At 56.7% G+C, this 15094-nt stretch carries 15 protein-coding genes and 1 tRNA gene; 5 read left to right on the top strand and 11 right to left on the bottom strand.

From position 1 onward, the window contains the following. The first annotated feature begins 22 nt into the window (after positions 1 to 22). Positions 23 to 1312 (top strand): phosphoribosylamine--glycine ligase, encoded by a 1290-nt coding sequence (gene purD, locus AABE20_RS10910; RefSeq protein ID WP_338333082.1) that lies wholly within the window; start codon positions 23 to 25, stop codon positions 1310 to 1312. 78 nt (positions 1313 to 1390) lie between these two features. Here purD and AABE20_RS10905 read toward each other — a convergent pair whose 3' ends face one another. The 8 genes from AABE20_RS10905 to uvrA form a co-directional block, all read right to left on the bottom strand. Continuing rightward, positions 1391 to 1849: a GNAT family N-acetyltransferase gene (locus AABE20_RS10905; protein ID WP_338333081.1), complete on the bottom strand. Its 459-nt coding sequence runs from the start codon at positions 1847 to 1849 to the stop codon at positions 1391 to 1393. Then, a complete protein-coding gene (tsaB, locus tag AABE20_RS10900) occupies positions 1849 to 2541 on the bottom strand; it encodes a tRNA (adenosine(37)-N6)-threonylcarbamoyltransferase complex dimerization subunit type 1 TsaB (protein ID WP_338333080.1) in 693 nt (230 codons plus the stop codon). Before tsaB ends, AABE20_RS10905 begins: the two co-directional genes overlap by 1 nt. Further along, positions 2541 to 3125, bottom strand: coding sequence for a malonic semialdehyde reductase (locus AABE20_RS10895; RefSeq protein WP_338333079.1), 585 nt, complete (start codon positions 3123 to 3125; stop codon positions 2541 to 2543). Before AABE20_RS10895 ends, tsaB begins: the two co-directional genes overlap by 1 nt. A 102-nt stretch (positions 3126 to 3227) precedes the next feature. Next, positions 3228 to 3788, bottom strand: a complete 561-nt coding sequence (locus AABE20_RS10890) for a NifU family protein (protein WP_338333078.1) — start codon at positions 3786 to 3788, stop codon at positions 3228 to 3230. A gap of 204 nt (positions 3789 to 3992) precedes the next feature. Beyond that, the gene (locus AABE20_RS10885) at positions 3993 to 5207 is read right to left on the bottom strand and encodes a DUF2075 domain-containing protein (RefSeq protein WP_338333077.1); all 1215 of its coding nucleotides are present in this window, start codon (positions 5205 to 5207) and stop codon (positions 3993 to 3995) included. 84 nt (positions 5208 to 5291) lie between these two features. Further along, a complete protein-coding gene (locus AABE20_RS10880; RefSeq protein ID WP_338333076.1) occupies positions 5292 to 6491 on the bottom strand; it encodes a YncE family protein in 1200 nt (399 codons plus the stop codon). Between the two features lie 135 nt (positions 6492 to 6626). Then, the gene (locus tag AABE20_RS10875) at positions 6627 to 7406 is read right to left on the bottom strand and encodes a creatininase family protein (RefSeq protein WP_338333142.1); all 780 of its coding nucleotides are present in this window, start codon (positions 7404 to 7406) and stop codon (positions 6627 to 6629) included. Positions 7407 to 7441: 35 nt separating this feature from the next. Continuing rightward, positions 7442 to 10309, bottom strand: a complete 2868-nt coding sequence (uvrA, locus tag AABE20_RS10870) for an excinuclease ABC subunit UvrA (RefSeq protein ID WP_338333075.1) — start codon at positions 10307 to 10309, stop codon at positions 7442 to 7444. Between the two features lie 236 nt (positions 10310 to 10545). Between uvrA and AABE20_RS10865 the strand changes: the two genes are divergently transcribed. The 4 genes from AABE20_RS10865 (at position 10546) to AABE20_RS10850 (ending at position 12860) form a co-directional block, all read left to right on the top strand. Further along, complete coding sequence (locus AABE20_RS10865) at positions 10546 to 11502, top strand: tetratricopeptide repeat protein (RefSeq protein WP_338333074.1); 957 nt, start codon at positions 10546 to 10548, stop codon at positions 11500 to 11502. Positions 11503 to 11579: 77 nt separating this feature from the next. Continuing rightward, on the top strand, positions 11580 to 12221 hold the full coding sequence (locus tag AABE20_RS10860; protein ID WP_338333141.1) for an LON peptidase substrate-binding domain-containing protein: 642 nt from the start codon (positions 11580 to 11582) through the stop codon (positions 12219 to 12221). Between the two features lie 23 nt (positions 12222 to 12244). Further along, on the top strand, positions 12245 to 12430 hold the full coding sequence (locus tag AABE20_RS10855; protein WP_059024588.1) for a Trm112 family protein: 186 nt from the start codon (positions 12245 to 12247) through the stop codon (positions 12428 to 12430). A gap of 34 nt (positions 12431 to 12464) precedes the next feature. Continuing rightward, on the top strand, positions 12465 to 12860 hold the full coding sequence (locus AABE20_RS10850) for a hypothetical protein (protein WP_338333073.1): 396 nt from the start codon (positions 12465 to 12467) through the stop codon (positions 12858 to 12860). Between the two features lie 9 nt (positions 12861 to 12869). Here AABE20_RS10850 and AABE20_RS10845 read toward each other — a convergent pair whose 3' ends face one another. The 3 genes from AABE20_RS10845 to AABE20_RS10835 form a co-directional block, all read right to left on the bottom strand. Beyond that, entirely contained in the window at positions 12870 to 14102 is a 1233-nt protein-coding gene (locus tag AABE20_RS10845; RefSeq protein ID WP_338333072.1) for a multidrug effflux MFS transporter, read from the bottom strand. A gap of 145 nt (positions 14103 to 14247) precedes the next feature. Continuing rightward, the gene (locus tag AABE20_RS10840; protein ID WP_338333071.1) at positions 14248 to 14793 is read right to left on the bottom strand and encodes a Spy/CpxP family protein refolding chaperone; all 546 of its coding nucleotides are present in this window, start codon (positions 14791 to 14793) and stop codon (positions 14248 to 14250) included. Positions 14794 to 14965: 172 nt separating this feature from the next. Further along, positions 14966 to 15041, bottom strand: a tRNA-Ala gene (locus tag AABE20_RS10835). Positions 15042 to 15094 lie beyond the last annotated feature (53 nt).

Raw genomic sequence — 15094 nt, 5'->3', positions numbered from 1 at the left:
CGCTCGCCCTGAAAGAGCAGACATGAACAGCAGGAGAAAAGAATTGCGCGTACTTCTGGTAGGCTCAGGCGGCCGCGAACACGCCATGGCCGAAACACTGGCCAAATCCCCCGCACTTTCCGCGCTGTTCATTGCCCCCGGCAACCCCGGCACGGCCCGTTGCGGGGTCAACGTGCCCATTGGCGCGCATGACGTGGCGGCTCTGGTGACCTTTGCGCGCGAGCAGAAAATTGATCTGGTGGTACCCGGCCCCGAGGCTCCTCTGGTTGCAGGGCTGGCCGATGCGTGCGCGTTGGTCGGTCTGCCCTGTGCAGGCCCCACGCAGGCCGCCGCCCAGTTGGAAGGCAGCAAGAGCTTTACCAAGGAAGTGTGCGATGCCGCAGGCATTCCCACCGCCGCATGGGAGCGCTTTACCGAAGCCGCCCCGGCCATTGCCTATGTGCGCCAGAAGGGTGCGCCCATTGTGGTCAAGGCCGACGGGCTTGCCGCAGGCAAAGGCGTTGTGGTGGCCACAACTGTCGCCGAAGCCGAAGCCGCCATTACAGACATGATGACCGGCGGCGCACTGGGCGATGCAGGCCGTAGCGTGGTCATTGAGGATTGCCTTGTAGGAGAGGAAGTCTCGCTTTTTGCCTTCTGCGCGGGGGAGACAGCCTGCCTGATTGGTGCGGCACAGGACCACAAACGCATTGGAGATGGGGATACAGGCCCCAATACCGGCGGCATGGGCGCTGTATCGCCCCCCAAAGGATTTGGCCGGGCCGAGCAGGAAGCAGCCCTAGACCTGCTGGTGCGCCCCATGCTGCGCGAAATGGTGCGCCGGGGCACACCGTTCCGTGGCGTTATTTTTGCGGGGTTGATGCTGACCGAACAGGGGCCATCCCTGATTGAATACAATGTCCGCTTTGGTGACCCCGAAGCCGAGGCCCTGCTCCCGCGTCTGACATCGGACCTGCTGCCCGCATTGCAGGCTCTGGCCGAAGACCGGCTGGACGTTGCCCCCATTACGTTTTCCAATCAGGCATCGGTCTGTGTGGTTATGGCGGCACGCGGCTACCCCGGCACACCGGAAAAAGGCGCTGTCATTCACGGTCTGGACAATGCCAATGCGCTGGAGGGTGTGCGGGTTTTTCAGGCTGGCACCACACAGAACATGGCGGGCGAACTGGTGGTCTCCAGCGGGCGCGTACTGGCGGTATGCGCTCTGGCAGACACGGTGCAGGAGGCGCAAAAACGCGCCTATGCGGGCGTTAACGCCATTACGTGGGACGGTGCGGTCTGGCGGACCGATATTGGCAACCGGGCACTGTAAGGCAGCGCCCAGAACCAGCCCGGCCCTTGGTGCCGGATAAGGTTACAGCCGTGCCGTAGCACCTGCGGCATGGCCCCCTTACGCAGCACTCCCGGACATACGCCCAAGCACAAGGGCATCCGAGCCATCCGGGTAGTAGGCGCGGCGCTGGCCTTTTGGCTCAAACCCCGCCTGCGCATACAGCTTTTGCGCGGCAGTATTGCCAACGGATACTTCCAAAAAAACCATATCGGCTTTTTGCGCGCAGGCGTGGGCCAGGCTCCATGCAACCAGTTGCGCGGCCAGCCCGTGCCGCCTGTGTTCGGGCAAAACACACAGGGTCAGAATTTCCGCCTCGTCCGCAACACAACGCAGCATGGCAAACCCCACAGGCTGCCCATCCACCAGAACAAGACCGGCACACACCCCAACCGACCCCAAAAGGCTGGTCATGGCGGCAATATTCCATTGCTCCTGCGGGGCAAAGCACTGCGCGTGCAAACTGGCCAGCACCTGCGCATGGCTTGCGCCCACGCACTCCATTTGCACAAAAGCCATTATATGGGGGCGGCCCGCAACCCGTTGGCTGGCAGCTTGGCCTCTGGCGGGTCCACATACACAGGAAGTGCGGCGCGTGGAGGCAACACCCCACTCACCCGGCGTAATGCGGCGGCGGCAATCTGCGCGACATCGGGGTGAGTGATCGGGCACAAAACGGCGGAGGGAAAAGCCAGTTCCGCGCGGGCTTCCCCCGCAACCAGCCATGCGCCCTGCGGGGCGGACCAGTCCGCTATGGTAGCCGCCTGCACACCCTGCCTGCTCTCCACAAAGACCCGGCCACGCCGGGCGGCGGTAACGACCAGCCAACCAGACATGGGCTGTGGCTGGGCGGCAAGGGCCGCATCCAGTTCCGGGGCCAGAGCTTCGGCTCGTGTAACCCCGACTACCGGGCAGCCCACACCCACGCCGTACCCTGCCGCCGCCGCACAGGATGCCCGCAACCCGGTAAAAGACCCCGGCCCCACCACAACAGCCACCAGATCGGGTGCGGTGCCCTGCGCGTATGACCAGCCTGCCTGCTGCAAAACCTGTGCCGCCAGCAGGCTAACCCCTTCCGCCGCCTGCTTGCCTGCCTCCTGCATGCAGGCAAGAACCTGCAACGCGCCATCCGTATTGGTTACACAGGCTGCGGTACCGCAGGCGTTGTCTCCCGCAGGGCTACCATCGAGCACCAGAATACGCTGTACCACTAGTCTACAATCCGGCAGGCCTGATCGAACTCAAGGCGGGGGGCGCGTTCGGGTTGCCCTGCAAAGTCTCCATACCCAAGGCAGAGCAGGAAGTTGGCGCGCCAGCCCCACTCCGCCAGAAAAGCATCTTCCACCACAGACTGGTCAAAACCGGAAACGGGCAGAACGTCCAACCCAAGAGCACGGGCAGCCATAATCATATATGCGCCCTGCAAGGTGCCATTCCGGAACGCGGTTTCCTCGGACAGGCCCACGTCTGCTGCAAACCATGAGCGCAGTTCCTCCCCCGGACTCAGCTTGGGGAGTTGTTCAAAAAACAGCGGGTCATGGGCAATAATGGCAATAACTGGTGCGCCCATAACCCGGTTGACGTTCCCTGCGGACAGGGCAGGCCGCAGTTTTTCGCGCCCTGCTGTGCCGGTAATAAAAACCATACGCGCAGGGCAACAGTTCCCCGAGGTCGGCCCCATACGCACCAGATCATACATCTGGCGCAACAGGTCTTCCTCCACAGTGCGGGTTGTCCAGCGCAGGGGGGTTCGCGCCTTTGTAAACAGCAGTTCTAACCCACTTGCGTCCAACATATTCCGTCCTGCCTCCTGCTGCGCCAACGTGCTCGGCGCGTTGCCTTACACCTTTACGGCAAGTGCTCCACGCGGAAAAGGGCCGCCTTTGTGGCTGATAGCTCAGTCCACCTGCTCAACTGAAACAACCTCTGGCACGTAGTGCTTGAGCATGTTTTCCACCCCATGCTTGAGCGTTGCGCGCGAGGAGGGGCAGCCAGAACACGCACCCTGCATGGTCAGGCGCACAATACCGTTGCGATACCCGCGAAAAACAATATCCCCGCCATCCCCCGCAACGGCGGGGCGCACGCGCGTATCCAGCAGTTCCTTAATCTGGACAACAATCTCCGCATCCTCGGGAGCAATTTCGTCCTCAAGAACAGCCACACCCTCGGCGACCACAGGCAGACCCGCCACAAAATGGTCCATCAGGGCGGACAGCACCAACGGACGCAGTTCCTCCCAGTCCGCACTGTCGGCCTTGGTGACGGAGACAAAGTCATTCCCCAAAAACACGCGGGCAACACCGGGCAGGGCAAACAGGGCATCGGCCAGAACCGAACGCCCGACCACGGCGTCGGCATCAATAAAATCTATGGTGCCCGCATCCCCCACCACGGCCTGACCGGGCAGGAACTTGAGCGTTGCGGGGTTGGGAGTGCCTTCGGTTTCGATAAACATGGCGGAAATGTCCGATCTGTAGGGTAAGCCTGTATGATTATCTTTCAGTTGGCACCAGAATGAGGACAGAACAAGTTCTGTATGAAAATTTTAGTGCCACCCACCCCGCAACCAGAGCGGAATATGGCTGTTTTGCGCGGTTCAAGTCTGCCGTTATGGCAAAGCTGCCATGCCATGAGCGACCTTCAGCCCGCAGATTATCCCCTAGAACCCAACCGGCAAACCCGCAAGGCGCGCCCTTAACGCGGGGTCATGTGCATAAATATATAACCCCCGGACCGCGCGCGTCATCAGCACATTGATCGCATTGAGCATGATCCGCTCCATGGTCTGTTCGGGCTGGGCAAAGCCGTTGCGGCCAGCAAAAGCCGCTCCATCCTCATACCGGGTCGGATCAAGCACGAGGGTTCTGGCCGCGGCATCATACCGCACGGAGGGGCCAATCAGCAGGCCCACGTAATTCAGGTCAAACCCCTGCACAGTGTACACGGCCCCCACCTCATCTATGGTATCGGCCCGCTCGGCCCATGGCAGGCGTGCTTCCGGCTTTGCCATGTCCCACCTTAAATGGAACCGCCCTTCGGTTACAAAATGCTCCTTGCCATCCAGCCGGTAAGGGTAATCATAGGTCGCCACCATGCGTGAAAGCCCGAACTCCGCATTCTTGCGCCGGACCAGATCATACATAGCCTGTGCATCCTCAAAAAACCTGATGTCAAAACAAGGGTCTTTGGGAATGGGTGATACATTTTTCCTGCAAAACTCTTCTATCCATAAGCAGGTTTCTGCACTGGCATGCATACGGAACTGTTTTTTAAGCTGGCAGGTCTGAACATATTTTTGCGCCAGAACCGATGCAAGAGCACTTTTTGTCCAGTGGCTTTTGAACTTGAGCACCTGCTTGTCGTCAAAAACAAGAACGACAACCCTGGCGCATTTAAGAATTTCCTCCAGATGGTTGTCCTGCGCAAACCTATTGTATTTATCGGACTTTGTTAAAAGAAGATGGGCCTCATCCACCAGAACGATATCTGCCATCTGTCCGGTTTTGTGCATGGCGTTGATAAAGGTGGTTGGCCGCTCATAATCCTTTTTTTTCACATAATCTGATTTTTCCGAGATATTCCTATAAAGTTTCATCATTTCTGGATGATTGACCAGCAGGTAGTTTTTTGTGCCCGACAGTGGCGTTCGGTTGATTTTTTCTCGGGACAGTTTTTGGATTTCATTAAAAATTTTATTGATAACAATGCTTTTTCCTGTTCCCGCATCGCCCTCAATAACAAAAACCGCATTCCCATGTACAATATGGTCCTGACAGAACCTTACAACAGTTGTGCATAATGCCTGCTGCTCGGGAGAAAGAACACGTTCTGGGGAAAGCTTTTGCAAAGCCTGATTTGTCTGCGCGTCCACCATGTTCACTCCCCTGCCGCCATAAAAAAAGCCTTTCCTCCATTATGAGGAAAGGCTTTTACTTCGTCCAGAAAACCTGCCTGCTATTTAGCGCAGGATACCTGTATGACCAATGGAGTACCGACCCGGCTGTGGCCATACGGTCAGACCATGTGGTTCCTGCCCAACCGGAATGCTGACCATGGTTCCATCATCGGTGTTAATCCGGTAGACCACATCATCAAACCGGCCGGACAGCCACAAAGCCTTGCCATCCGCGCTAACGTTACCCATGTCCGGGCTGCCACCGCCGGGAATAAGCCATGTGGCCACAACTTTGTTTGTTGCAAAGTCAATGACCGAAACCCCGCCCCCCTTGCTATGGGGGCGGCCGTGAATCAGGTGCGAACCACGGTTGGCGACATACATTTTTGTGCCATCACGGCTGGGGTACAGGCCATGCGCGCCCAACCCTGTGCGAATAAAGCCTGTCTCGCGGAATGTATCGCCATCCACCAAAAACACGCCATCGGCCATCATGTCGGCAACATAGAAGGTTTTGCCATCGGGGGAGACCAGAATATCCTGCGGCATACCACCGCTGGACAGCTTGAGGTACCCCAGCACCTTTTTGTCCACCATATCCACCTTGACCAGATGGCCGCCGAATTCACAGGTGAAAATGGCGTAACGCCCATCTATGGAAAAATCGGCATGGTTGACGCCCTTGCACTCAGGCACATCAATGGATTGCTGCAACTGCATGCTATGCGGGTCACGGAAGTCCAGACGTTTGCGGGCTTCGGCCACCACAATGGCGGACTTGCCATCGGGGGTGAAATACATGTTGTAAGGGTCATCCACCGCAATTGAGGGGCCGGGGCGGGCCGTGCGTGGGTCAATCGGGGTCAGGCTACCATGTATGGTGCCTTCGGCATTGTTGGTCACCCACAGGGTGCGCAGGTCCCATGACGGCACAACATGCTGGGGGCTTTTACCAACGGGAAAACGATCCACAACCTTGTTGGTCGCGGGGTCAATGACATACACATCGTTAGACCGCAGGTTGGGCACGTAAACCCGCTCCGGGTCCTGTGCAACATCAGGCGCAATGTGACCAACGCCTGTTTCGCTGTACAGGTTATTGGGGTTAGGGACTGCGGGCATGCCAGGAATGGTCTGAACGAGAGGCGCTTCTGCCGCGGCTCCAGCGGAAGGTGTGCCAACATCCTGCGCCCAACACGCCACACTGCCGGTGCTCACACCAGCAATGGCAACTGCTGCAACCAGATACTGCTTAAAACCCATAACCCAGACCCTTCTGTGCCTGTTATCACTCTAACCCTTGATGAGGCTTCGCATTTATCATGTGGAATAAATAACGTCTATTCGGGAGTGGTTAAAATCTCCCATTTATTATTATAGAAAAATTATTTTATATATTTATTTGCTGCGCGCATCATCAATGGCTTTCACTGCCACATCCACCTGCATGGACAGGCCCGGTTGCCCCAGCGTGGATGTCGCCCGACGTGGGTCTCCCCCGTAAATACCCTGTGCAATGGAGGGATTGGGCGCGTGACGGAGCGCATCCTCCCTGACCATGGAAGGATCAACGGCCAGCATAAGCGATGTATCGCTTATATCCGCATGCTGACCAACATCCAGCCTGTAGCCATTCTGTTTAAGCCATTCACTGTACTGGTGGGGGATCACATTGTAATAATCACGCACGTACAGCACACGCGCCCCCGTGGCCTGCCAACGGGTATTGAGCTGGGCTGCCAGTTTTTCCAGATCTTTCTGGTACCCTCCGTGGTCACCAATCAGAACAACCAGCCTGAAACCCTGCACCCGAAAGCTGTCTGCAACAGAGGCCAACATTCTTTCAAACACATCGGGGGGGAGGGTAATGGTGCCGGGGAAGCGCATATGCGACGTGCGCGGAGCAGTTCCCCCCTCCGGCACATACGCCACAACTGGTGCGACCAGTGTTCTGCCTGATTGACGTGCTATTTTTTCAGCCTGAAACAGCACACGGCTATTATGTTTACCAACCGCTATGTACGGCCCGCTCTGCTCCGTACCACCAACTGGTACAATTATGGTTGTATAACCACAGGATATATCCTGTGCAATTTCAGTCCATGTCAGTTTTTCAAACAGAACGCTTTGGGGAAGTTTAAGGCACTGCGCCTGTGCTGACAGGGGAAAACCTGCCATAATTCCAAAAAACAGACGAACAAGGCTTGCTTTTTTCATTTTGGCTGCACCAGAAGGGGTGCAAGGAACTGCCCAGTGTAGCTCTTTTTGCACGCGGCAATTGTTTCGGGCGTGCCTTCGGCCACAATAGTCCCCCCACCATCGCCCCCTTCTGGCCCTACATCTATAATCCAGTCAGCGGTTTTGATAACTTCCAGATTATGCTCGATCACAATAACCGTATTCCCCTGATCAACAAGGGCATGTAAAACTTCCAGAAGTTTTCTAACATCATCTGTATGTAACCCGGTTGTGGGTTCGTCCAGAATATATACGGTTCTGCCCGTGGCCCTGCGCGCCAGTTCCTTGGAAAGTTTGATGCGCTGCGCCTCCCCGCCCGAAAGGGTGGTCGCCTGCTGCCCAAGAGAAACATACCCCAGCCCCACTTTTTGCAAAATGGCGAGCCGGTCCCTGATCCGGTTCTGGGCGGAAAAAAGCGGATAGGCTTCATCGACGCTCATGGCCAGAACATCGGCTATGGTCTTGCCCCTGAAGCGGATATCCAGTGTTTCGCGGTTATAGCGGGCACCTTTGCAGGCATCGCAGGTTACAAACACATCGGGGAGAAAGTGCATTTCTATTTTAAGCACCCCATCACCCTGGCAGGCCTCGCACCGTCCCCCTTTAACGTTAAAGGAAAAGCGCCCCGCCTTGTAACCGCGCGCCTTGCTCTCTGGCAGTTCGGCAAACCAGTCCCGGATGGGGGTAAACAGGTCTGTATAGGTTGCTGGGTTGGAACGGGGGGTGCGACCAATGGGGGACTGATCAATATCAATAATCTTATCGAGCTGCTCCATGCCTTTGATTTTTTTATACGGCTCGGGTGAGGTAGCAGACCCCATCAACTGGCGCGAAAGCGCCTTGTATAGCGTATCAATCACCAATGTGGACTTGCCACTGCCTGAAACACCCGTCACGCAGGTAAACGTGCCAAGCGGAAAATGCGCGGTAACGTCTTTAAGATTATGCCCCGATGCCCCTTCTACCGTAAGCATCCGCTTTTTGTTCACGGGCCTGCGCTGCTGTGGCACCTCAATACGTTTACGGCCGGACAGGTAGGCGCCTGTCAGACTTTCCGGGTTTTTGGCGACCTGCTCCGGTGTGCCCTGCGCCACAACCTGCCCACCATTCACACCTGCGGCAGGCCCCATATCCACCAGCCAATCCGCACTTCTTATGGCGTCCTCATCATGTTCAACAACAATGAGTGTATTCCCGAGGTTTTTCAAACGCTCAAGCGTTCCAAGCAGGCGTGCGTTATCGCGCTGGTGCAGGCCAATGGAAGGCTCATCCAGCACATAAAGCACCCCCGTAAGCCCCGAACCAATCTGGCTGGCCAGACGGATACGCTGGCTCTCCCCACCCGACAGGGTGGCCGAACCGCGCGAGAGGGTCAGGTAATCCAGCCCCACATCATCCAGAAATTTCAAACGTTCAAGAATTTCACGCAAGATACGCCGGGCAATTTCCGCCCGCTGGGGGGTAAGGGTTGGCATGACCGTATCAAACCAGTCCAGCGCATGGCCAATGGACAGGTCACAGGCCTGTGCAATGGTTTTGTCCGCCACCCGAACGGACAGGGCCTCTGGCCGCAGGCGCGCACCATGGCAGACATGGCAGGCTTTTTCTGACTGATAACGCGAAAGTTCTTCTTTAACCCATGCACTATCCGTGTTGGCCAGTCTTTTTTGCAGGCTGGTCAGAACCCCTTCAAAAGGCCGATCGACAACATAGCTTTTTTTGCCATCGTGATAGGTAAAGCTTATATCGTCCGCCACCCCGTATAAAATGCCATTCTGGGCTTCCTCTGGCAGGTCACGCCATGGGGTGTCCATGTTCACACCAAAATGCTGTGTAAGGCTTTGCAGCGTCTGTTCCAGAAGGGGAGATTTGGCATCCTTCCATGGCGCAATGGCCCCTTTTGCAAGAGAGAGGGAAATATCGGGCACAACCAGAACAGGGTTGAAATACGTTTCCACCCCCAGCCCATCACAGGCCGGGCAGGCCCCTTGTGGCGCATTGAAAGAAAACAGGCGAGGTTCTATTTCCTCCAGCGTAAAACCGCTAACAGGGCAGGAAAAATGTGATGAGAACACAAGTTTTTCTGGTTCGCGCTCTTCGTCCTTCAGCACTTCCTCGGCATAGACAATACCGTCACTCAGGGCTAGCGCGGTTTCAAAACTATCGGCCAGACGGGTTTGCACGCCGGGTTTGACCACCACACGGTCCACAACCACTTCCACCGTATGGCGGAGTTTGCGGTTCAGGCTTGGCACGTCCGCAATTTCGTACAACGTACCATCCACCCGCACACGGGTAAAACCCTTGCGCTGGAGTTCCGCCAGTTCCTTGCGGTATTCGCCCTTGCGGTCCCGAATAACGGGGGAGAGCAGCATAAGCCGCGTGCCTTCGGGCATGGCCAGAACGCGGTCCACCATCTGGGTGACCGTCTGTGCCTCAATGGGCAGGCCTGTGGCGGGGGAATAGGGCACACCTGCCCGCGCCCAGAGCAGGCGCATATAGTCATAAATCTCGGTCACCGTGCCAACGGTGGAGCGCGGATTTTTGGAGGTTGTTTTCTGCTCTATGGAAATGGCGGGGGACAGGCCCTCTATGGAGTCCACATCCGGCTTGCCCATCAGTTCCAAAAACTGGCGGGCATAGGCAGACAGGCTCTCCACATACCGGCGCTGCCCTTCGGCATAGATGGTATCGAACGCCAAGGAGGATTTGCCCGAGCCGGAAAGCCCGGTCACGACGGTCAGCCGGTCACGGGGGATATCGATATCAACATTCTTCAGGTTATGAACACGTGCCCCACGCACCCGAATGCTGTGCTGACCGGGAAGACCTGATTTTGTCATAAAAAGCTCTTTGCCGCCGTTCCTGTTTTGTCCTCTATTATGGCGCTTTAATCCGTCCCTATGCAATGCATGAAACACACCAAAGACCGCTGCCATGCAAAATGGCCTGCCCCGCTATTCTGACCATTGCGCTTGTACGCATGATTGACCATTTACAGACACAAGTGATGTACTGTGGCCAAAGCACGGTAGGCGCCCTTTTGCCTACGTGACAGAAATTTGAGGAACAAAACCAGATGGAGCATCTGATCGGTCAGCCAGCCCCGGCTACGAACAACAGTTTTGGCGGCTCGGGTGCAGCTAAGGTTATTACCGATGGCACACAGGCCAGCTTTATGCACGACGTTATGGACGCCAGCCGGGACGTGCCTGTTCTGGTCGATTTCTGGGCGGAATGGTGTGGTCCGTGCAAACAGTTGACCCCCATTTTGGAAAAAGTTGTGACCGCCGCCAAAGGCAAGGTCCGGCTGGTTAAAATTGATATTGAAGCCAACCGCGCACTGGCAGGTCAACTGGCGCAGGCTGGCCTGCCGCTCCAGTCCATTCCGCTGGTGGCCGCTTTTTGGAAAGGGCAGATCCTGGACATGTTCCAAGGTGCTCTGCCCGAAAGCGAAGTGAAAAAGTTTGTGGAAACCCTGCTCAAGGCCAGCGGGGGCGGGGTTCTGCCCGCATCCGAACAGCTACACGAAGCCGATGTGGCCATGGAAACGGGCCGCCCGGCCGAAGCCGCAGCCATGTATTCCACCGTAATTGGCGAAGAACCCGAAAACCCCAAGGCATGGGGGGGGCTGATCCGCGCCATGCTGGCTCTGGATGATGAAGACGCCGCCGAAGCCGCGCTGGCCGATGTGCCAGAAAAAATTACCGATGCCCCCGAAGTGGCCGGAGCCCGCGCAGCCCTTGAACTGAAAAAGGAAGGCCGTCAGGCAGCCGAAGCCATGGAAGGCATTCGCGCACGCCTGGATGCCAACCCCGAGGATTACGAAGCCCGCTGCGAACTGGCCACAGCCCTGAACGCCGCAGGCAAGCGTGAGGACGCCGCAAACGAGCTGCTCCACATCATCAAGGTTGACCGCGGCTGGAAAGATGGGGCCGCCCGCCAGCAGCTCCTGCGCTTTTTTGAGGCATGGGGGAACGAAGACCCAGCGACCGCTGCCTCCCGCCGCCGCCTTTCCTCCCTTCTTTTTTCCTGACCCGCCCCTTGCCCCGCACAGCACCCCCTTTTGGTGATGATGACGATGTCCCCCGCCGTATTCCACGGCTGGGGGACATGACTTTGGCGGATATTCCGCCAGAAGTGGGGCTTTTTCCGCTCAGCGGTGTGCTGCTTCTGCCCAGAGGCAAGCTGCCGCTGAACGTATTTGAACCCCGCTACATTGCACTGGTGGAGGACGCTCTGGCCACCCACCGGCTGATCGGCCTGATCCAGCCCCGCTGGCAGGAGGATGAGGACGAAGACAACGAGGCCCCGCCCCTGTACACCATTGGCTGCCTTGGCCGCCTGACCTCCATGACCGAACGGGCCGACGGGACTTACGCCGTGACCCTGACCGGTCTGCTCCGCTTCCGCTTACTGCGCGAGACGGGGCTGCGCCGTGGTTACCGGGTTGCACGGATTGATGTGTCTTCCTTTGCGGGAGACCTGAACGAAATTCCATCCGAACCCTTCGACCGTGCCCAGCTTTTGAACTCGCTCAAGAGTTATTTTCAAAAAAAAGGGCTGAACGCCCGCTGGTCCCTGATAGAACAGATGGATGACAGCCTGCTTCTGGTCACTTTACCCATGATCTGTCCTTTCCCTCCGGCGGAAAAACAGGCATTGCTGGATGCAGAAAATCTGACAGACCGTGTGCGGGTCCTGCAAACACTGCTAGACCTGTCCGGTCCGGAACAGGAAGGCCCTCCTTCCTGACTATATGATGTGGGAACAGTTTTATGTCCGATACAGCACCGCTTGATCCGCGCCTTCTGTCCATTCTGGTCTGCCCTGTGACCAAAGGCCCGCTGGTTTTTAATGCACAGACCAATGAACTGATCAGCGAAAAAGCCGGGCTTGCCTTCCCCATTCTTGATGGCATTCCCGTTATGCTGCCTGATGAAGCCCGCCGTATTGAAGGCTGATTGACGCTTTTTTCCCTCTGCCTCGGATTTGCCCATGCTTCTGGGAAAAAAAAATAGCGCTTATTTTGGTAGCCTGCTCCTGCTGGCCCCATTGCTTGCAGGCTGCCACCATATGATTGAGGGAGACAATATTGATCTCCCCCCCGAACGGCCCGGTCGCTTTTTACCCGAAGCCGCACCGGCCGAAGCGCGTGCCGCACAAAGAGATGTTGAACGGCAGGAAAAACTGGAAGCGGCACAGGAAGCCGCAGGCATAAAAAAGCCAGACACCCCGCCAAAACCCGAAGATCATTACGAAGTCCTGCCCCCCATGTACGATGGCGGAGGCTCCGCAGGCCCCATGCGTACGGATAATGGTCATACCATTACACCACAGGCACAGGCTGTTTATGGCAAGCAGGACGACAGCCAGATCCAAAAAACCAAATAACGCTCTATTCTAGTCCTCGGCATCATGCTGGTCTGCTGTTCGGCGGCGCAGAAGATCGCCTATGGCCATCCCCACCACGCCGGTCATCATCCCCACGGCTGTAGGAATAGCTCCGCCTCCGGGTAACAGACCCACCAAAACACTGCTCAAGGACCCAAAACTGAACTGCATGGTGCCCAGCAGGGCAGAAGCACTCCCCGCATGGTGCCCATGCCGGGAAAAAGACATGACCGTGCCGTTAGGACCAATAAACCCCAGAGCACCGGTCATACCCACAATAAAGCAGCAGGTCAGCCATGGATGGGCGACCCCCACCACGCCAGCCAATGCCAGAGCCACAAACACACACCCAAGTGCAAAGGCCCACACTATAGCCCCTTCAAGCAGGGCTGGCATGGAAACGCGGTGGATCAGACGTCCGTTGATCTGGGTACCCAAAATAAAAGCGGCTGCATTGGCACCAAAAAACAGACCAAACGCTCCCGCCGAAAAATGCAATGTCTGCTCAAACAGAACAGGAGCACTCCCCAGATAAGCAAACATAACAAATGTGGAAAAAGTCGTGATCAGCGCATTAGAAAAAAAGACAGGTTCGCGCAGAATACTCTGGTACCGCCAAAGTATTTCCACTGGGCGGAAACGAATACGCCTGGCAACCGCCAGCGTATCGGGCAGCATGACCACAACGCCCACAATGGCAGCTACGGCATACAATGTTCCAATCCAGAACATCCACCGCCAGTCACCTATTTTTAGAACAAGGCTCCCCAGCCCCGGAGCAAGAACGGGCATAACACCAAAAACCAGTGTGAGTTGCGCCATAATATGCGCACCCTTTTTGCCTGTTGCCACATCCCGCACAATAGCACGTGGAATAACCGCGCAGGCCGACCCACCAAAAGCACCAATAAAACGAAACAGGCAGAACAGGTGGTAACTGCTAACAAGGGCGCATCCGGCGGATGCCAGCCCGTACACACCCAGCCCCACAACCAGCGGTCCCTTACGCCCAAACCGGTCTGAAAGAGGGCCTTGCGAAAACTGACCAAAAGCCAGCCCCAAAAACCACGCTCCCAGTGTAAACTGTGCAGACCCGGTACCTCCCCCCAGATCATGCTCGACCGAAGGAAAAGCAGGCAGATACATATCTGTTGCCAAGGGACCTATGGCCGTAACCAGCCCCAGAAGAAAAATAAGCCGGAATGGAAAAGAAGATATCTGGGCCGTGGAAGGAACTGTCATCTCGCCAATTACCGGAGGAAGAATGGGTCTTTTTTTCCCCTTCTCCTCTGCTTTTGTCCACCACCTAAAACCGGGTATCTCCTGATCGGGTAGCGTATCTCATTAAAAAAGGCTGCCGGGTAATCCGGCAGCCCCTGATACAATGTTACTCTGGCTTGCCACTCTGGGTGGCCTCGGGCGGTGGCGGCATTTTGCCGCTACATTCAGGATGATGACCGGGCGGATGATCCGGCTGGTCCGCAATCTGCTTGAGCTGCTTGTTGGTCAGAATGTCATGAATCTGGGCTTCAACCTGAAGCTTGTGCAACGCATGCTGTGTGTGCAGCGTGCTGATCTGCTGCTCCAGATCCTGCAACTTGGCCTGATCAACCGGACCGGGCGTTGTCAGTACGGTACGGATCCGTTCCTGCAGGGCATGGACCTGCTCCATATCGGCCTTGGGGTCTTCTGGCCGGTTGGCATCCAACACAGCCTTAATCTTCTTTTTCTGGTCAGCAGTCAGTTTGACCCCGTCCAGTCTGAGAATATGTCCACCCGGCCCACCGGGGCCATGGTGCATACCGCCACATTCAGGCGGAGGGGGAGGAGGTGCTCCAGCAGTGGCAGCGGCTTCATCAGCCCGGGCCGCAGCCCCGGAAAAAGCTGCAAGGCCCATAACCAGAGTTGTTGCCAGCAATGCTCTTTTCATCATTCAGCCTTCGTTCATAAATACCAATCTGCAAGGCGACATACACCCTGCCTGTCAGGAACAGTGGCACCCCGATATGTCTGAAAAAAGGCACTGCTTGCAAAAACACGCAGCAAGACCCGCACCATTAAGACACGGGAGCGGATAACTGCGAAATTTTGAGGATTTAAAGAACTGGTGGAGCCAAGCGGAATCGAACCGCCGACCTCTTGAATGCCATTCAAGCGCTCTCCCAACTGAGCTATGGCCCCACTGTTCTGTCACACACGGCTCAAAACTGTTTTGCAACAGTTCCGCTGTGTGT

The sequence above is a fragment of the Acetobacter zythi genome, from assembly GCF_963921165.1.
Lineage (GTDB): Bacteria > Pseudomonadota > Alphaproteobacteria > Acetobacterales > Acetobacteraceae > Acetobacter.
Note: the sequence above shows the minus strand (reverse complement) of the source record. Positions and strands in the feature narration are given on the sequence as shown.